The 18,538-nt window shown below is 62.1% G+C and carries 18 protein-coding genes; 11 read left to right on the top strand and 7 right to left on the bottom strand.

Annotation, left to right across the window (positions count from 1 at the left end; all coding sequences use genetic code 11):
• The first annotated feature begins 384 nt into the window (after nt 1-384).
• The gene (locus tag NKI64_RS25065; RefSeq protein ID WP_023668975.1) at nt 385-819 is read left to right on the top strand and encodes a hypothetical protein; all 435 of its coding nucleotides are present in this window, start codon (nt 385-387) and stop codon (nt 817-819) included.
• 126 nt (nt 820-945) lie between these two features.
• On the opposite strand, the gene NKI64_RS25070 is transcribed toward NKI64_RS25065, so the two are convergent.
• Both NKI64_RS25070 and NKI64_RS25075 read right to left on the bottom strand, forming a co-directional pair.
• Nucleotides 946-1,626, bottom strand: a complete 681-nt coding sequence (locus NKI64_RS25070) for a DsbA family oxidoreductase (RefSeq protein ID WP_352670670.1) — start codon at nt 1,624-1,626, stop codon at nt 946-948.
• A 49-nt stretch (nt 1,627-1,675) separates the two neighbouring features.
• Nucleotides 1,676-3,496: an extracellular solute-binding protein gene (locus tag NKI64_RS25075; RefSeq protein ID WP_023714198.1), complete on the bottom strand. Its 1,821-nt coding sequence runs from the start codon at nt 3,494-3,496 to the stop codon at nt 1,676-1,678.
• A gap of 260 nt (nt 3,497-3,756) precedes the next feature.
• Here NKI64_RS25075 and NKI64_RS25080 point away from each other — a divergent pair, with 260 nt between their 5' ends.
• Nucleotides 3,757-4,380: an invasion associated locus B family protein gene (locus NKI64_RS25080; protein ID WP_023668972.1), complete on the top strand. Its 624-nt coding sequence runs from the start codon at nt 3,757-3,759 to the stop codon at nt 4,378-4,380.
• 81 nt (nt 4,381-4,461) lie between these two features.
• On the opposite strand, the gene hspQ is transcribed toward NKI64_RS25080, so the two are convergent.
• The gene (gene hspQ, locus NKI64_RS25085) at nt 4,462-4,785 is read right to left on the bottom strand and encodes a heat shock protein HspQ (protein ID WP_023668971.1); all 324 of its coding nucleotides are present in this window, start codon (nt 4,783-4,785) and stop codon (nt 4,462-4,464) included.
• A 224-nt stretch (nt 4,786-5,009) separates the two neighbouring features.
• Here hspQ and NKI64_RS25090 point away from each other — a divergent pair, with 224 nt between their 5' ends.
• A complete protein-coding gene (locus NKI64_RS25090; RefSeq protein ID WP_023714197.1) occupies nt 5,010-5,972 on the top strand; it encodes an AEC family transporter in 963 nt (320 codons plus the stop codon).
• On the opposite strand, the gene NKI64_RS25095 is transcribed toward NKI64_RS25090, so the two are convergent.
• Entirely contained in the window at nt 5,949-7,160 is a 1,212-nt protein-coding gene (locus NKI64_RS25095) for a UbiH/UbiF family hydroxylase (protein WP_023714196.1), read from the bottom strand. The genes NKI64_RS25090 and NKI64_RS25095 overlap by 24 nt on opposite strands.
• A 95-nt stretch (nt 7,161-7,255) precedes the next feature.
• Here NKI64_RS25095 and NKI64_RS25100 point away from each other — a divergent pair, with 95 nt between their 5' ends.
• The 8 genes from NKI64_RS25100 to NKI64_RS25135 all read left to right on the top strand — a co-directional run bounded on the left by NKI64_RS25100 (nt 7,256) and on the right by NKI64_RS25135 (nt 15,541).
• Nucleotides 7,256-8,143 carry a DUF2182 domain-containing protein gene (locus NKI64_RS25100; protein ID WP_023682520.1) on the top strand — a complete coding sequence of 296 codons (888 nt, stop codon included), beginning with the start codon at nt 7,256-7,258 and terminating at the stop codon, nt 8,141-8,143.
• A gap of 14 nt (nt 8,144-8,157) precedes the next feature.
• Entirely contained in the window at nt 8,158-8,772 is a 615-nt protein-coding gene (locus tag NKI64_RS25105) for a DUF1326 domain-containing protein (protein ID WP_023706821.1), read from the top strand.
• Complete coding sequence (gene pcsA / locus NKI64_RS25110; protein WP_023688483.1) at nt 8,769-9,599, top strand: phosphatidylcholine synthase; 831 nt, start codon at nt 8,769-8,771, stop codon at nt 9,597-9,599. Before NKI64_RS25105 ends, pcsA begins: the two co-directional genes overlap by 4 nt.
• A gap of 17 nt (nt 9,600-9,616) precedes the next feature.
• Nucleotides 9,617-10,594: a quinone oxidoreductase family protein gene (locus tag NKI64_RS25115; protein ID WP_352670674.1), complete on the top strand. Its 978-nt coding sequence runs from the start codon at nt 9,617-9,619 to the stop codon at nt 10,592-10,594.
• A 210-nt stretch (nt 10,595-10,804) separates the two neighbouring features.
• Nucleotides 10,805-12,382 (top strand): ABC transporter ATP-binding protein, encoded by a 1,578-nt coding sequence (locus NKI64_RS25120; protein ID WP_023726570.1) that lies wholly within the window; start codon nt 10,805-10,807, stop codon nt 12,380-12,382.
• On the top strand, nt 12,379-13,503 hold the full coding sequence (locus NKI64_RS25125) for an ABC transporter permease (RefSeq protein ID WP_031251352.1): 1,125 nt from the start codon (nt 12,379-12,381) through the stop codon (nt 13,501-13,503). The genes NKI64_RS25120 and NKI64_RS25125 overlap by 4 nt, the downstream gene beginning before the upstream one ends.
• Entirely contained in the window at nt 13,503-14,423 is a 921-nt protein-coding gene (locus tag NKI64_RS25130; protein WP_023682526.1) for an ABC transporter permease, read from the top strand. The genes NKI64_RS25125 and NKI64_RS25130 overlap by 1 nt, the downstream gene beginning before the upstream one ends.
• A gap of 50 nt (nt 14,424-14,473) precedes the next feature.
• Nucleotides 14,474-15,541, top strand: a complete 1,068-nt coding sequence (locus NKI64_RS25135) for a BMP family ABC transporter substrate-binding protein (RefSeq protein ID WP_023682527.1) — start codon at nt 14,474-14,476, stop codon at nt 15,539-15,541.
• 139 nt (nt 15,542-15,680) lie between these two features.
• On the opposite strand, the gene rimO is transcribed toward NKI64_RS25135, so the two are convergent.
• From rimO to NKI64_RS25150, 3 genes are all read right to left on the bottom strand, one after another.
• Nucleotides 15,681-16,994 (bottom strand): 30S ribosomal protein S12 methylthiotransferase RimO, encoded by a 1,314-nt coding sequence (gene rimO, locus NKI64_RS25140; RefSeq protein ID WP_023691314.1) that lies wholly within the window; start codon nt 16,992-16,994, stop codon nt 15,681-15,683.
• A 139-nt stretch (nt 16,995-17,133) separates the two neighbouring features.
• A complete protein-coding gene (locus NKI64_RS25145; RefSeq protein WP_023668959.1) occupies nt 17,134-17,793 on the bottom strand; it encodes a TerC family protein in 660 nt (219 codons plus the stop codon).
• Nucleotides 17,794-18,055: 262 nt separating this feature from the next.
• On the bottom strand, nt 18,056-18,463 hold the full coding sequence (locus NKI64_RS25150; protein ID WP_032889884.1) for a DUF930 domain-containing protein: 408 nt from the start codon (nt 18,461-18,463) through the stop codon (nt 18,056-18,058).
• Nucleotides 18,464-18,538 lie beyond the last annotated feature (75 nt).

Below are 18,538 nucleotides of genomic sequence, written 5' to 3' on the forward strand. Positions count from 1 at the left end.
GAGACCGCCGTCTTTGGGCCCAATTTGTCCTTTGTTTCAATGTGTTGCGAGAACGTTCAGATGTGCGAATATATTCCCTGAGGGAAGGCTCATACACGGCTTTGTGACCAAAAGGCCTGCCCGTCGGCCGGTTTTCCCACCGCGCGCTAACCGGATCGCCCGAAAAATTGCCGTCCATGATCGCCCCAGGCCGCCCGAATCATCTCACCGGCCATCATGGTTGGGCACGCAAGATCGTCGCTGCTGTAAAGCGACTGTTCATGAGGTGGCACGCGCTTTTTAGCTGCAGTTCAACACCGTTTGACAATCAAGCGCACTGGAATGAACCTTGCCGGGCACTGTCGGCACCAATGCATGTCCGGTCCCTAACAAGGAAGCTCCCCAATGCTTGCACGCGCAGCCGTTCCCGCAATCGTGACGCTCTTTGCCTGGCTGCCTCTTGCGCATGCCGGCAGCCAGACCATTCCGGCAAGCGCCGAAGGGCAAATCGAGTTCAATGCTCCGTCCGGGAACATCGGCTGCATCTACACGCCGAAGGGCGGCACCAGCACCTACGAGCCACAGGATGGCGGTCCGGAACTGAGCTGTTCGCGCGTCGAGCCCAGCTACGTCACCGTGATCCTTGGGCCGAACGGCCCGGCGACATTGATCAAGAATCCGGGCGAGCAGGGCTGCTGCAGCGATGTGGCGAAGCTGGCCTATGGCAACAGCTGGAGCAAAGGGCCGTTTACCTGCCAGTCGTCAACCAAGGGACTGACCTGCACGGGCAGCAACGGCCACGGATTCTTCCTCAGCAAAGCCAAGGTAACGGTGAAATAACCCGAGCATGATCCCGAAAAGTGGTTGCCGGTTTTCTCGGACAAACGGGAACCGTTTTGTCCAGAGATCATGCTCAAACAAGGAGAATAGAGCCCCATCCCGATTTCCATCGGGATGGAACAGGCTCTAGCCGGCCTTTTCCAGCTCGCCCTTGGCCTTTGCAGCCGCGACCTGGCGGATGGCATCAGTCAGCGTGTCGGCGTCCTGCGCGCCCATGACGGCGTATTTGCCTTCGAGCAGGAAACACGGCACGCCGGTGATCCCCATCCGCGATGCCGTGGCGATTTCTGTGCGCACCTCCTCGACGTCGGCATCGGTCGGCAACAGCGTTTCGACCACGGCAGCGTCCATGCCGGCCTCGCGGGCGGCATCGATCAGCACGGCGTGGTTGCCAATATTGCCGCCTTTCTCGAAATACAGTTGGAACAGCCGGCGCACGAGCCGGTTCTGCACGGCTTCACCGGCGGCACCGGCCCAGCGGATGACACGATGCGCGTCCAGCGTGTTGGCGGCGACCTTGATGGCGTCGAAAGCGAAATCGATGCCTTCGGCTTCGCCGAGCGGCTCTATGCGGGCATGCATCAGGCGGATGCGCTCGTCGCTGCCGAATTTGGCCAGCATGTATTCGCGCCGGTCCTTGCCCTCGGGCGGGATGGTCGGGTCGAGCTGGAACGGCCGCCAGCGCACATGAACCTCAACGTCGCCGGCAGCGGCAATCGCTTTATCCAGCCGCTTCTGGCCGACGAAGCACCAGGGGCAGACGACGTCGGAAACCACGTCGACCGTAATGGAATTGTCATCGCTCATCTTGATCTCCTGGAGCCGAGCGTTTTACCGAGCATGATCTCGGCTACGCTCAGTTCGGCTTGCGCCACCATGTCGGCCATTGATAACCGAATATGGGAGTCTTTTTGGGATGGTCCAGGTAATTCCAGTAGGCGAGCCATTGCTGCGCGTTGTACTGCATCGGCACCATGTAGTTGCCGGAGATCAGCAATCGGTCGAGCACGCGCACGGCGGCGACATAGTCTTCCTTGGCCCGTGCTCTAAGCATCGCGTCGATCGCCGCGTCGACCGCTGGATCGGCGACGCCGGCTAGATTGAATGAACCTTCTCTTTTGGCCTCTGAAGAACCCCAGCGAAGGTTCTGCTCCATACCGGGCGACAGCGAGTTGCTGAACCCGCTCGACCCGACAAGAACCTCAAAGTCGAAACGCTGCTTGCGCGACTGGATCTGGTCGGCCTCGAGGCTGCGGATGGTCACCGCGATGCCGATCTTTTCCAACGAGCGCTGATAGATGGCGGCAAAGCGTTCCTCGTCCTGCGACGCCGTCAGGATCTCGAAACCGAACGGGTTTCCCTTGGGATCCAGCAGGACGCCGTCCCTAACGGCGTAGCCCTGGCTCTTCAGCAGGTCGAACGCCAGCTTCAGCACCTTGCGGTCCTGGCCGGTGCCGTCATTCACCGGCGGGCGCCAGCTGCCGTCCATGACATCGGCCGGCACGCGGCCGGGGTAGGGCGCCAGCAGCGCCTTTTCCCTGTCGCTGGCGGAATGGCCGAGCGCGGAAAGTTCGGAATTCTGCCAGTAGCTCATCGTGCGCGTGTACTTGCCGCCGAACAGGTTCTTGTTGGCCCATTCGAAGTCGTAGAGCATGCCGAGCGCGCGCCGCACCTCCGGATTGGAAAACTTCTCCAGCCGGGTGTTGAACAGGAACCCGGTCACCACGGGCGGTATGCCGGTGTCGAAGGTCTCGGCGATCACCTCGCCGCGATGGAAGGCGGGAAAATCGATATCGCGCTCGCGCTTGACCGGATCGCCCTCATCGTAAATGGCGCAGATGCCTTTCTTGAACGCTTCCGTCTTGGCATTGGCGTTGAGGAAGTACTCGATGGTGATCTGGTCGTAATTGTCGAAGCCGCGCTTGGAAGGGATGTCCTTGCCCCAGTAATTCGGATTGCGCTTGAAGACGATGCGCTGTCCCGGCTGCACCTTGTCGATGGTGTAGGGACCGCTGCCGATCACCGGCTTTAGCGTCGTCTTGTCGAAGGTATCCTTGTTGAAGGCGTGCTTTGGGATGATCGGCGTCAGCGCGATGATCAAGGGGGTCTCGCGATTGGCCTTGTCGTTGAAGGTGAAGCGTACGCTGTGATCGCCGGTCTTTTCGAGCTTGGCGATCAGGCTCATGCGATCCCTGTAGGGCGGGCGGCCCTTGTCGGTGAAGACATCGTAGGTGAACAGCACGTCATCCGGCGTCACCGGCTCACCGTCCGACCACTTCGCTTTTGGGTTGAGATGGAACTCGATCCACTTGCGCTCGGGATCCATATCGGCGCTGTCTGCGAGCAGGCCATAGAGGGTGAAGGCCTCGTCGTAGTTGCGCATCATCAACGGCTCGAAGACGAGATTGCCGAAAATGAGGTCCTGCATGCCGCGCGCCGTGGTGCGCAGGCTCTTCAGGATGAACGGGTTCAGATTGTCGAAGCTGCCGACGACGCAGTAAGTGATGTTGCCGCCCTTGGGCGCATCGGGATTGACGTAGTCGAAATGCTGGTAGTCGGCTGGCAGCGCCGGCTCGCCCTGCATGGCGATGGCATGTTTCGGTTCCGACATCGCCACGCCGGGTGCAAAGGCGAAGAACGAGATTGCGGCGATCAGCCAAACAAGAATGCGGCCCATGACCGTCTCCTTACTGGGCGGCTTGATGATTCGGAGTGCACCCTAACATGGCGCCGCGGCGCTCCGGCCAGATACATCAATCCAAATCGCACGACCCAAATTGCGAGGCCAAGAATTGCAGGCGGCGGGCTGGATTCGGCTGCTCATGCAGTGTAACACGCGCTCCGAAGTCATTCTGTTGCCTCAATTCGGCAACAGGTAGCAGGACCACACGGCGCGAAGAAGCCGGTCCCGGGATCATTTGAGAGGAAATGCACGACATGACGAGCCTGAACAGCAACGCATACCGCCTTTCGGTCCTGGCCGCGGGCGTGGTCGGCTTTCTGGGCGCCGGACTTCCCACCGCTTCGGCACAGCAACAGATTCCGCAGGGTTGGTTCAAGGCCTGCACCAAGCAGGAAGATGTCGACATCTGCAATGTCCAGAACATCATCACTGCCGGCAACGGCCAGTTCGTCACCGGGGTCAGCCTGATCGAGTTGAAGGGCAAGGTAAACCGCAAGGTCTTCCAGGTCACGGTTCCCCCAGGTCGCCTGGTGCCCCCCGGCATCGCCCTGCAGATAGACGCCGGCAAGGCGACGAAGCTGGATTATGTCATTTGCTTCGCCGACCGTTGCGTTGCCGAAGTGCCGCTGACCGACGCGCTCGTCGCGTCCTTCAAGAAGGGACAGGCGATCACGCTGACCTCGATCAACTTCCAAAGTCAGCCAAATCCCATCAAGGTTGCCTTGACCGGCTTCAGCGGCGCCTTTGACGGCGCGCCGCTGCAGCAGTCGGACATCGAGGATCGGCAGAAAAAACTTCAGGATTTCGTCGTCAAGAACAACCAGGACTTCGCCAAGAAGCTCAAGGACGAGCAGGCCAAGGCCAAAGCCGCCAACTAATCGCCGGGACAGATACCGGAGCGACAAAAAGCGGGGTCATGCCCCGCTTTTTTGTTGTCGTCACGTCGATGCAAGGTGATGTCAGTGTCTCGACTGGCGTTTTGGCTCATAGCGTCCGTCGGGCCGCTTGTCGAACATCTCGCCGATCTGTGGATGCCGGACCGGTTCGCCCGATTGATCCTCGAGCAGGTTCTGCTCGGAGACATAGGCGATGTATTCGGTTTCCGAATTCTCGGCGAGCAGATGGTAGAACGGCTGGTCCTTGCGCGGCCGCACGTCGGCCGGGATGGCTTCGTACCATTCGTCGGTGTTGGCAAATTGCGGATCGACATCGAAAATGATGCCGCGGAACGGAAACAGCCGATGACGAACCACCTGTCCGATCGAAAATTTGGCCGTTTTCATCATACTCACCACTAAGCCTCTAGAGCGCCCGGCGTCCCCTCGAATGTGCGAAGAGCGCTCTAAGACTTTGAATTTACACACGCCGTGGCCAAAAATCGAGCCCGACTTAGGTCTGGGATCAGGCTTTATTTGGCGCAGATGGCGTGTCAGTTCAATGCCGAAGCGCTTGACGCCCGATGAAGCTACGGGCTAGCCCGGTCCCGGGGTTTCGGGCCAGGGCAAAAATGTCTGACATTGTCGGTCTTGTTATTCCGTTCTTCGGGCTGATTTTCATCGGCTTTCTGGTTGCGCGCATGACCAGGCAGCCGCTGGAAGCGCTTGGCTGGATGAACACCTTCATCGTCTATGTCGCGCTTCCTGCCCTGTTCTTCCAATTGCTTGCCCGCACGCCGTTCGAACAGTTGACGGAATGGCGCTTCATCTTCGGCTCGGTATTTTCCACCTACACGATCTTCTCGATCATGTTCGTATGGTCGGCGACGGCGTCGCGCGGCGAGATCGCCCAGTCGACGATCAAGGCGCTGGCCGCGGCCTACGGCAATATCGGCTATATGGGGCCGGGGCTGGCGCTGCTCGCCTTCGGCGAACAAGCGGCGGTCCCCGTTGCGCTGATCTTCTGCTTCGAAAATATCATGCATTTCGCCATCGCGCCGATGATGATGGCGCTGTCGGGCGACGACAAGACATCGCCGTGGCGGCTCATCCTCGGCGTAGTCAGGAAAATCGTCCTGCACCCGTTCATCATCGCGACCGCGCTTGGCGTCGGCGCCGCCTATCTCGGCTTTCACCCACCGCAGCCGGTCGATCGCCTGCTCGAATATCTGTCTCGGGCGGCCGCCCCTTGCGCCCTGTTTGCCATGGGCGTGACGCTTGCGCTCCGGCCCCTCAACCGCGTGCCGCATGAGTTGGCGTCGATCGCGGCGCTGAAGCTGATCCTGCATCCATCGCTCTGCTACGTCGTGCTGAGCTGGATCGGGAACTTTTCCGAAATCTGGGTTTTTTCAGCCGTGCTTTTGGCGGCATTACCGACTGCAACCAACGTCTTCGTCATCGCCCAGCAATATGGCGTCTGGGTGCAACGCGCCTCGGCCAGCGTCATGATCACCACCTGTCTCTCGGTGCTGACGGTGACCGGGCTGCTCTACATGATCCGCCACGGCATCTTACCGCCGGACCTGTTTCCCTGAACCGCCGGTAAGCGCCGCAAAGCCGCTGCCCGGCCTCAAGCCTTCGCGCATGAAAAAGGCGCGCAGCGGCGCGAAACTGCCGAGCACATTGAGGCCGGCGCTGCGTGCCATCTGCGCCGGCAACATGTCCGACAGCAACGACATGTTAAGCAGATTGACCGCGCCCGAACGCGCCAGAACGTCGGGACGGCGCCTGGAATCATAGGCGGCCAAAGCCCTTGCGGCGCCAGGGTCGCCGCGATTTTCGCGTGCGATTCCAATCAGATCCTCAACGTCCCTGATGCCGAGGTTGAGACCTTGGGCTCCGATCGGCGGGAACACATGTGCAGCCTCGCCGACCAGCGCCACACGGTTTTGCGCGAAGCGCCCCGGTGATGCCGCTGAAAGCGGGTAAATTTGTCGGCCGGGCTCAACCGACACCCGGCCCAGCATCGACTGCATCTGCTGCTCGACACGCTCGGAAAGTGTCACGTCATCGAGTGCGGCGAGGTCCTTCGCCGTCTCCGGTTTCACCACCCAGACGAGGCTGGAGCGGTTGCCGGGCAGCGGTACCTGGGTGAACGGCCCGGTCTCTGTGTGGAACTCGGTCGAGGTGAAACCATGCTCGCTGCGATGGCCGAAATTCAGCACCAGCGCCGCTTGGCGGTAGGATCGCACCGAGGCCACTATGCCCGCCGCCTCACGCGCCGGCGACAGGCGCCCATCGGCAGCGACCGCGAGCGAGGCCGAGACTTCGCGGCCATCAGCCAAAACGGCATGCGCCTGATCGGCGTCCAGACGCCAACTCTCGACCATCGACGTCAGCCATTCGATGCCGGAATGTGCCGCGACGGACTTGGCCAGCGTCGGGTTCAGCTCACTGTTGGGCAGGTTGAGCCCGAACTGCTCCTCGCCGATCTCTATGGCGCGAAAAGTCACCACCGGGCTGCGGATCAGCCGGCTGGTCGCATCGACGATGCGCATGACCTTCAGCGGCGCGGCCTTCGGCGCAAGTTCGGCCAGCACGCCCAGCCGATCGAGAACCTTGAGAGCAGGGTTCATCAGCGCCGTGGTCCGGCCATCGGGCCCGCCTGCTTCGGGTCCGACCAGGGTTACCGGAAAGCCCGCCTCGGCGAAACCGAGCGCCGCGATCAGTCCGGCAGGGCCGCTGCCGGCTACCAGTATCCGTGCTGTCTCGCGATGATCCAAATTGGACTTCCAGTTTGCGATGCAGGTGTCTACCCATGGATATAGGTCAGACCATGCGGCTTGATCAACGCGGCGATTAGGCTCATTCGGTTGTCATGACCGGCCAGCAGGACGATTTCAGCCATCTCGACCGCGCCGGCCGCGCCACGGCAAGCCTGGCCCGCAGCCCCCGCCTGACGGTCAACATCGCCATCGTCGGCGGCATTCTGCTCGCCTGGTTCATTCTCGGCGCCATGGCGATCCGCGGCGCCGAAGGCCGGCTCCCCGGCGTACCAGGCGATGTGGTCCTGCGATATCTGCCGCAACTGCCGCTGCCGGATGTCCTCGACCGCTTCTTCGGCATGTGCCTGATGCCCGCACCACTTGATGCCGGCGGCGCACCGGTTCTGGCGCTGATCGTGATGTGGTTTTTGATGGCCGTGGCGACGATGCTGCCGTCGGCGGCGCCGATGATCCGTACCTATTGTGAAATCGCCGACACCGCCCGCATCAAGGGCGAGCCGGTGGCCCACCCGCTGGTCCTGGTCGCCGGCTACCTCTCGACATGGCTTGTCGCCTCTATCGGCTTCGCGGTGCTGACGTTGCTCGTCCACGCATTTGCGTCCTCCGCTCGATTGCTCGATGCGGTGAGCGGCCTTGCCGCGGCGGCCGCGCTGCTGGTTGCCGGCCTCTACCAGTTCAGCAGCCTCAAGCAGGCCTGCCTGACAGAATGCCGGAACCCGTTCTCGACACTGTTTTCCAACTGGAGCGCGGAGCCGGGTGGCATCTTCCGGCTAGGGCTGAAGCAGGGCCTGTGGTGCCTCGGCTGCTGCTGGGCGCTGATGCTGGTGATGTTTGCCGTCGGCGCGATGAACGTGTTCTGGATGGCGCTGATCGGCCTGTTCACCTTGATCGAAAAACAGACCACCGGCAGCCTTCCAACCCGAGTGGCCGGTGCGATACTGCTTGTCTGGGCAGTCGCCCTGCTAGTAGTCTCGGCATGACGGGGGATAATTCCATGGCAGAGCAAGGCTGGGCAATGAAAGGAGAGCTCGTACTCTCCTGCAATTGCACGGTTTTTTGTCCTTGCGTACTGTCGCTTGGCAGCCATCCGCCGACGGAGGGTTATTGCCAGACCTGGGCGGGCTTCCGCATCGACGCAGGCCATTTCGGCGAGGTCGACCTGTCCGGCCTCAATCTCGGTCTGGTCATGGAAATCCCAGGCTATATGAGCCGCGGCAACTGGACCGCAGGCCTGTTCATCGACAAGCAAGCCTCCGTCTATGCGGTGAAAGCGCTGACCAGGATCTTCACCGGGAAGGCCGGCGGAACCACCGCGCTGTTGTCGATCCTTGTCGGCAAGTTCCTCGGCGTCGAGCAGGTGCCGATCACCTACGAGACGCGTGACAAGACCCGTATTTTCCAGATACCGAAGATCATCGACGGGGCGGTCACACCGATTCCCGGCAAGGATCGCGAGAAGGATACCGTGATCGGCAACTCGGAATACTGGATCGCGCCGGAGATCATCGTGGCCAGGTCCGATAAGAGCAAGATGCGGGCTTTCGGCCGCAACTGGAACTTTGCCGGCCGCTCGGCCGAAATCTGCAAACTGGATTGGCGGGGCCCGTGAGCAAGAACACAACGGCCAGAAACGCCGCCAAAAAGATCACCGACCGGATTCCGAGGCCGAAGAAGAAGGTCACCTGGCCGCAGGCGCGGGCATTCTCGGTGCATCTGTTGACCGCCTCTGGCTCGTTCCTGGCCTTCCTGTCTCTGGTGGCGGCAAGCGAGCAACGCTGGACGGCGATGTTCTGGTGGCTGGGTCTGGCGCTGTTCGTCGACGGCATAGACGGGCCGATCGCGCGCAAGCTCGAGGTCAAGGAGATTTTGCCGACCTGGTCGGGCGAACTCCTCGACAACATCATCGACTATGTCACCTACGTGCTGATCCCGGCCTTCGCACTCTACCAGCGCGGCTTCATGGGCGAAGGGCTGTCGTTCCTGTCGGCGGCCATCATCGTGGTGTCCAGCGCCATCTATTATGCCGACACCGGAATGAAGACGAAGGAGAACTTCTTCAAAGGCTTTCCGGTGGTCTGGAACATGGTCGTGTTCACGCTGTTCGTCATCGAGCCCGGACAGTGGGTGTCCTTCGGCGTCGTCGTGGCGGCCGGCATCCTGACCTTCGTGCCGATCAACTTCATTCACCCCGTGCGGGTGGTGCGGCTGCGGCCAATCAATCTTGGCATGACGCTGCTCTGGTGCGCTTTCGGTGCGCTGGCGCTGGCGCAGGCGGCCCTTGCCGCCTTCTACGACCAGATCGGCGTTTTGGGCGAACAGGTCAGCGTCTTTACCAAGGTCGGCATCACCATCACCGGACTTTACCTCGCCTGCATCGGCGGTATCATGCAGTTCTTCCCCAAACTCGGCGCCAAGCCGGACCCTAAGAAAGCCTGACCGCAGGAAAGCCCACAATGTCCAAAGCAGTCCGTATCCACGCCCATGGCGGTCCGGAAGTCCTGACCTATGAAGACGCCGATCCGGGACAACCCGGCGCCGGGCAGATCCTGGTCAGGCACGCCGCGATCGGCCTCAATTTCATCGATGTCTATCACCGCAATGGCCTCTATCCGCCGCCCGGCGGCTTCCCGCTGATCCCCGGCGGCGAGGCGGCAGGTGTGGTTCTCGAGGTCGGCGCAGGCATCGACTGGCTGAAGCCGGGCGACCGCATCGCCTATGCCGTCAACGTCGGCGCCTATGCCGAACAGCGCGTCGTCGCCGCCGACCGCGTCGTCAAGGTGCCGGACCGCATCAGCGACGAACAGGCCGCCGGCATGATGCTTAAAGGCATGACGGCGGAGTATCTGTTGCGCCGGACCTTCAAGGTGAAGGCAGGCGACACCATCCTGTTCCATGCCGCCGCCGGCGGCGTCGGGCTGATCCTGGGACAATGGGCAAAACATCTCGGCGCCACCGTGATCGGCACGGCAAGCTCAACCGACAAGATCGAGCTCGCCAAGGCGCATGGCTTCGGCCATGTCATCAACTACAAGGAGCAGGATTTCGTCGCCGGGGTCGCCGCCATCACCGGCGGCAAGAAATGTGACGTCGTCTACGATTCGGTCGGCAACGACACATTCCCGGCCTCGCTCGACTGTCTGAAGCCGCTCGGCATGTTCGTCTCTTTCGGTCAGTCCTCTGGACCGATCCCGCCATTTTCGATGTCGCTGCTGGCGCAGAAGGGCTCGCTGTTCGCTACCAGGCCGACTTTGTTCGTCTACAACGCCAAGCGTGAAGACCTCGAAGTCTCCTCCGCGGCATTGTTCGACGTGGTGTTGAGCGGTGCGGTCGAGATCAAGATCAACCAGCGTTATGCGCTGAAGGACGCGGGCAAGGCGCAAGCCGATCTCGAAGGGCGCAAGACCACTGGCACGACCATACTGATCCCCTGATCTGCCTTGCTTTTCAGCGTTTTGCCGCGACGCCAGGCACTGTTTACCCGAAAAACCGGACGATCGGTTTGTTGTGCGAAGCAGGTCAATCTTTACCCCTTGAGTTTCCGCTGAAATTCTTGAAGCTCTTTCAAGGTGGGTGCTGCTTTCGCACGAGAGCGGCCAGCGCATACCATGCTGGCGGGAACACAGAACATGTCCGGGAACCGGATGGGAGGCACTGTGAGTGCAGATCATGATGGAGCGAACCTGCTTGAGGTTCGTGGCCTGACCAAGATATTCGGCACGTTGACGGCGTGCGATCATATCGACCTCAACATCGCCAAGGGCGAGATCCACGCGCTGCTTGGCGAAAACGGCGCCGGCAAGTCGACGCTGGTCAAGATGCTGTTCGGTTCGCTGGAGCCCAATTCCGGCGAGATATTCTGGAACGGCGAAGCGGTGCGGATCACCAGTCCGGGCATGGCGAAGAAGCTCGGCATCGGCATGGTGTTTCAGCACTTTTCGCTGTTCGAGGCGCTGACCGCGGCCGAGAATATCGCTCTGTCTCTGGATGACGGCTCACCGATCAGCTCGATCGCGGCCAAGGCGAGGGCGCTTTCCTTCAGCTATGGCCTGCCGCTCGATCCGGACTCGCTGGTCGGCGATCTCTCGGTCGGCGAACGCCAGCGCATCGAGATCATCCGCTGCCTGTTGCAGACGCCGCAGCTCATCATCCTCGACGAGCCGACCTCGGTGCTGACGCCGCAGGAAGCCGACAAGCTGTTCGAAACGCTTGAGCGCCTGCGCTCGGAGGGCAAATCCATCCTCTACATTTCGCACCGGCTGGAAGAGGTCAAACGCATCTGCGACCGCGCCACCGTGCTGCGTCACGGCAAGGTCGTCGGCCATTGCAATCCGCGCGAGGAAACGGCTTCGTCGCTGGCTCGCATGATGGTCGGCAACGAGGTGAAGGCCGTGGTGCGTGCGCCGGCCGAAGGCATCGAGACCGCGCAGCCGCTGCTCGAAATCCGCGCCCTCAGCCGCAAGCCGGCAACGCCGTTTTCGATTCCGCTGAAGAATATCAACCTCACTGTGCGCGCCGGCGAGGTGATCGGCATTGCCGGTGTCGCCGGCAACGGCCAGGGCGAGTTCTTCGAATCCGTCTCCGGCGAGGTGCTGCAGCAGGACGCCGCATCCGTGCGCATCCGCGGCAAGGATGCCGGCTCGCTCACGATCACAGGCCGGCGGCTGATGGGCGCTGCCTTCGTGCCGGAAGAACGCCTCGGCCATGGCGCCGCGCCACGCATGAAGCTTTCGGAAAATCTGCTTCTGTCGCGGCACGCCACCGACGGCAAGGTTTTTGTCGGCGCCGGCGGCGCGGTCAAAAGCGGTGCGGTCTATGCCGCCGCCCAGCGCATCATCGTGGCCATGGATGTGCGCAAGAGCGCGCCCGATCCGGAAGCCGCGGCCCTTTCGGGCGGCAATTTGCAGAAATTCATCGTCGGTCGCGAACTCGACCGCAGCCCTGCCGTCATGGTCGTCAACCAGCCGACCTGGGGCGTCGACGCCGGTGCCGCCGCCCACATCCGCCAGGCGCTGATCGAACTGGCGCGCAGCGGCTCGGCAGTTCTGGTCATCAGCCAGGACCTCGATGAGCTGTTCGAGATTTCGGATGCGATCGCGGTCATGCACAATGGCGAATTGTCCAAACCGCTGCCGATCGCCGAGGCAACTTTCGAAAAGGTCGGTCTGTTGATGGGCGGCGCCGAGCCTGGCCACGCCGAACATGGTCTGGAGACGGCATGATGCGCCTCGAACTCGTCAAACGCCCGCAGCGCTCTATGCTCTTTTCGGCGCTGTCGCCCTTCATCGCCTTCGCCCTAACGATCATCGCCGGCGCGGTTCTGTTCGCGCTGCTCGGCGTCAACCCGCTGAGCGCATTTGAGATCTATTTCATCGAGCCGATCAGCCAGGTCTGGCAGCTGCATGAGCTGGCGATCAAGGCCGCGCCGTTGATCCTGATCGCGGTCGGCCTGTCGGTCTGTTACAAGGCCAACATCTGGAACATCGGCGCTGAGGGACAGTTCATCCTCGGCGGCATTTTCGGCTCGGCCGTTCCGGTGCTGTTTCCCGGGTTCGAAGGCCCGCTGGTGCTGCCGCTGATGCTGTTGTTCGGCATGGTCGGCGGTGCCGCCTATGCAGCAATCCCGGCTCTCTTGAAGACGCGCTTCGGCACCAACGAAATCCTGACCAGCCTGATGCTGGTCTATGTCGCCCAGCTTTTCCTCGACTGGCTGGTGCGCGGCCCCTGGCGCGATCCACAGGGCCACGGTTTCCCGCAGACGATCCAGTTCAATGACTCGGCGGTCCTGCCCGAACTGATGCCGGATGCCGGCCGCGCCAATTGGGGTTTTGTCTTCGCGCTTGTTGCAGCCGTGCTGATCTGGGTGCTGATGAGCCGCCTGCTCAAGGGTTTTGAGGTCCGCGTGCTCGGCTCCAGCCCGAGGGCAGGGCGCTTCGCCGGTTTCGGCCTCAACCGCATGGTGTTCTTCGCCTTCCTGCTGTCAGGCGCGCTGGCTGGGCTTGCCGGCATTTCGGAAGTCTCCGGCGCCATCGGCCAGCTCCAGCCGGTGATCTCGCCCGGCTACGGCTTCACCGCCATTATTGTCGCGTTCCTCGGCCGGCTCAATCCGCTCGGCATTGTCGCCGCCGGCCTGGTGCTGGCGTTGACCTATCTCGGCGGCGAGGCGGTGCAGAGCGCGCTCGGCATTTCCGACAAAGTGGCACGCGTGTTCCAGGGCATGCTTTTGTTCTTCGTGCTCGGCTGCGACACGCTCATCCACTATCGCATCCGTCTGGTCGGCATGGCGCTGACGAAAAGCGCGGCGAAGCTTGAAGCCGCGCCGAAGTTGAAGGAAGCCCGCTGATGGACATCGCCGTCAACATCCTTTTGACCATCGCCACGGCGGCGACGCCGCTTTTAATAGCGGCCATCGGCGAACTGGTGGTCGAGCGCTCCGGCGTGCTCAACCTCGGCGTCGAAGGCATGATGATCATGGGCGCCGTCGGCGGCTTCGGAGCCGGCTATCTCACGGGATCGCCCTGGATGGGCCTGTTGGCGGCAATTGCCATGGGCGCGGTGTTCTCGCTGCTGTTTGCGGTGATGACGCTGTCGCTCGCCACCAATCAGGTGGCGACCGGCCTGTCGTTGACGCTGCTCGGCCTCGGCCTTTCCGGCATGATGGGGACCAGCTTCGTCGGCCAGCCCGGCGAGCGGCTGCCAAACCTCTACGTTCCGGTGCTCACCGACATTCCCGTGGTCGGCAGGCTGTTGTTCGGCCAGGACCCGATCTTCTACATCTCGATCGCGCTGACGGCGGCCGTCATGTGGTTCCTGTTCAAGACCCGCACCGGCCTCACTCTGCGCTCGATCGGCGACAGCCACACATCGGCGCATGCGCTCGGCATCAAGGTCATCCGCTACCGCTATCTCGCGGTCATCTTCGGCGGCGCCTGCGCCGGCCTTGCCGGCGGCCATCTGTCGCTGGTCTACACGCCGCAATGGGTGGAGAACATGAGCGCGGGCCGCGGCTGGATCGCGCTGGCGCTGGTCGTCTTCGCCTCCTGGCGGCCGTGGCGCGTGCTCGCCGGCGCCTACATCTTCGGCGCGGTGTGGATCGGCCAGCTTCATGCACAGGCATTTGGCATTCCGGTGCCTTCGCAGCTGCTTTCTTCTCTGCCCTATCTGGCAACCGTCGTGGTTCTCGTTCTAATCTCGCGCAACAAGCGTCTGACGATGATGAACACGCCGGCTTCCTTGGGGCAGCCATTCGTTCCGGATCGTTGACAACAAAAACAAACGGGAAGCTCCAAGGCTAAACTCAGAGAGGTAACACAATGAAAAAACTGCTTATTGCGTTGATGACCACGACCGCCGCCATGTCACTGGCGGCGTCCGCGCAGGCCGCCGACAAGTTGAAGGCATGCTGGGTCTACACCGGCCCGATCGGCGACTTCGGCTATTCCTACCAGCACGACCAGGGCCGCCTCGAGGTGGAAAAGGCGCTCGGCGACAAGGTCGAAACCGCCTATCTCGAGAACGTCTCGGAAGGTCCCGATGCCGACCGCGCTTTCGAGCGTCTGGCGCGCGAAGGCTGCAAGATCATCTTCGGCACCTCTTTCGGCTTCATGGACCCGGAAGTGAAGGTCGCCAAGAAGTTCCCCAAAGTGATGTTCGAGCACGCCACCGGCTACAAGACCGCTGACAATCTCGGCATCTACAATGCGCGCTTCTATGAAGGCCGCTATGTGCTCGGCCAGATCGCCGCCAAGGAATCGAAGGCAGGGGTCGCCGGCTATATCGTTTCCTTCCCGATCCCCGAAGTGGTGATGGGTATCAACTCCTTCATGCTCGGCGCGCAGTCGGTCAACCCGAACTTCAAGGCCAAGATCGTCTGGGTGAACTCCTGGTTCGATCCGGGCAAGGAAGCTGACGCGGCCAAGGCACTGTTCGATCAGGGCGCCGACATCATCGTTCAGCACACCGATTCCACCGCTGCCTTGCAGGTGGCGGAAGAGCGCAAGCTGCACGGCTTCGGCCAGTCCTCCGACATGATCAAGTTCGCGCCGAACGCGCAGCTGACCTCGCTGACGGACGAATGGGGGCCGTACTACATCAGCCGCGTTCAGGCAGCGCTCGACGGCACCTGGAAGCCGGACAATGTCTGGCTCGGCATCAAGGACGGCGCCGTCAAGCTGGCGCCCTTCACCAACATGCCGGACGATGTGAAGGCGATGGCCGAGGCAACCGCCAAGAAAATCGCAGATGGCTGGAACCCCTTCACCGGACCGGTCGCCAAGCAGGACGGCACGCCGTGGCTCAAGGACGGCGAAGTCGCCGACGACGGCACGCTGCTCGGCATGAACTTCTATGTGAAGGGCGTCGACGACAAGTTGCCGCAGTAAATATCGGAAACGCAAAGGAGAAGGGGCGCCGCGCGGCGCCCTTTTTCGTTTCGCGGGCTGCACGCTTCGACTGCGAAACCGCGCCGAGGGCTGTGCCAAAAATCCGAGGGCGCCGGGAGGCGCCCTTTTTGGTAATTTTCTAAACCGCCGAGCCGTAAAGGTCGTAGGCGTCGGCGCGGTCGATCTTGACCGTGACGATGTCGCCTTGGCGCAGCGGGCGGCGCGACTGGATATGCACCGAACCGTCGATCTCGGGCGCGTCGTATTTTGTCCGGCCCTTGGCAGACGTGCCATGCGCCTCGTCGATCAGCACCGGCAGGCGCTTGCCGACCTTCTTGGCCAGCTGCGTCGCCGAGATCTTCTGCTGGCGCTGCATGAAGCGATGCCAGCGCGCTTCCTTGATCTCCTGCGGCACCTGTTCGAGGCCGAGATCGTTGGAGCGGGCGCCGCGGACCGGCTCGTATTTAAAGCAGCCGGCGCGATCGATCCTGGCCTCGTCCAGCCAGTCGAGCAGCATCTCGAAATCCTCGTCGGTCTCGCCGGGGAAACCGACGATGAAGGTCGAGCGTATCGCCAGATCCGGGCACACCTCGCGCCAGCCGCGAATGCGCTCCAGCGTCTTTTCGCCATGGGCTGGACGGCGCATGTTCTTCAGCACCTGCGGCGAGGCGTGCTGGAAGGGGATGTCCAGATAGGGAAGGATTTTTCCATCCGCCATTAGCGGGATGACATCGGCGACATGCGGGTAGGGGTAGACATAGTGCATGCGTACCCAGATGCCGAGCTTGCCCAGCTCCTCCGAAAGGTCGAGGAATTTCGCCCGCACTTCGCGGTCGCCGAACATCGACGTCTGGTACTTGATGTCGATGCCGTAGGCGCTGGTGTCCTGCGAGATGACCAGCAGTTCCTTGACGCCGGCCTTGGCCAGCTTCTCGGCCTCGCGCAGCACATCGGCCGCCGGGCGCGAGACGAGGTCGCCGCGCAGTGCCGGAATGATGCAGAAGGTGCAGCGGTTGTTGCAGCCTTCGGAAATCTTGAGATAGGCGTAGTGGCGCGGCGTCAGCTTGACGCCTTGCGGCGGCAGAAGGTCGATATAGGGATCGTGGCTGGGCGGCGCCGCCTCATGCACCGCGGCCATCACGCTCTCATAGGCCTGCGGGCCGGTGATGGCGAGGACGTTGGGGTGCTTCTCTCGTATGACGTCCGGCTCGGCGCCGAGGCAGCCGGTGACGATCACCCGGCCGTTTTCCGAAAGCGCCGAACCAATGGCGTTGAGCGATTCGTCGCGGGCCGAATCGAGAAAGCCGCAGGTGTTGACGACGACAAGGTCCGCGCCGTCATGCTTGCGCGCGATCTCATAGCCTTCGGCGCGCAGGCGCGTGATGATGCGCTCGGAATCCACAAGCGCCTTCGGGCATCCAAGGCTGACGAAACTGACGCGAGGCGCAGACATGAGAAACATTCCGGGTTTTTCGGGATCGGCGGCCAGTACCACACTTATTGCGGCATTGGTATGGGCAGCGGCTGCGGCGAACGCGACCACTGCCTCCGGCAGATACCCGTAATATACAGAAGCTGTAGGACCGGCAGAGTCAGCTCACCACAGGACTGACATGCGGCCAGACCTCGACAACGCCGCGATAGACCATATCGATCGCGACGTAGAGAATGATCAGCAGGCCGACATAAGCGATCCAGCGGTGGCGGTGCAGCAGCTTGGCAATGAAGCTCGCGGCCAAGCCCATCAAGGCGATCGACAGCACCAGGCCTATGACAAGCACCGGAAAATGATCGCGCGCCGCACCGGCGACCGCCAGCACATTGTCCAGCGACATCGAAACATCGGCGACGACGATCTGCAGGGCCGCCTGGCCGAGCGTCTTGCGCGGCGCCTTGCCACCTACCGTTCTGTCGCTGTTGAGGTCGGAATCGGAGAGCGCCTCGGTCGCCTCGAACTCGTCGGCATGCGACGTCCGCAGCTCGCGCCACATCTTCCAGCACACCCACAACAAAAGGATGCCGCCGGCCAGCAGCAGGCCGACAATGGCAAGAAGCTTGACGGTGACGGCGGCAAACAGGATGCGCAGCACAGTCGCCGCCAACACGCCGATCAGGATGGCTTTCTTGCGCTGCTCGACCGGCAGGCCGGCGGCGGCAAGGCCGATGACGATGGCATTGTCGCCGGCAAGCACCAGATCGATGGCGATGACCTGGAGGAGGGCCGTCATGCTTGCAGCGCTGAAAATGTCCATCGACCGGAGCCCCTTGCTGTATCGGCGTGTTCGTCGTCGGATATGCCGACGCCCTAACGTGTATGGTTCCCGCGCGTCAAGAGACTGCCGGCGCAATTCCAGGAAAAGTGCGTAGCGGTTTTCCGTCCGGAATCATGCAAAAACAAAGAGTTAGAGTGGGTCAGCTGCTCTGTAAAAAGCTGAACCGCTCTAACGGCCGACGCTGAAAGCCACGGGAATAGGGAAGGTCGTTCTGCCAGAGAGAATTCTGGTCGCAGCGAATTCAGTCGTAGAGATTGTACTTCGCCCAGTCGGCTTCCGGAATCTCGTCGCCGATGCGGTAACGGAACTGCAGGACCTCCATATGGTCAGGCGCCGTCTCGCATTTGAACTTCAGCCGGTACCACTGCCCCTTGCTGCGGAAGGCAGCGCCCGGGCTGCGGATGGCATCGGCCTTCATTTCCGGCGTCGCGAAGGCGTAGGCGACGACGCGGTCTGCCTTGTACTTGTGGTCGTCATGGCTGATGCGGTCGAGCACTTCGGCGTCGCATCTCTGCTCCAGCCGGGTCTCCGGGTCGAGTTTCAGCAGGCCGGCGCGCAGGGCGGCGTCCATCGCGTGGGCGGGCCAGGCCAGCGTCACCGAGGCCAGCGCCGCAAGGAATAGTTTTTTCATGGGCGGGAGAACGACCATAACTCGCGTGAAAAATCAACCGGAGTGCCATTTTGGGGCAGCCGGATATGCGCGGAAATCGCCGTTGGCCGGGCA

Source organism: Mesorhizobium sp. M0478 (assembly GCF_040321305.1).
In the GTDB taxonomy this organism is placed as follows: Bacteria; Pseudomonadota; Alphaproteobacteria; order Rhizobiales; family Rhizobiaceae; genus Mesorhizobium.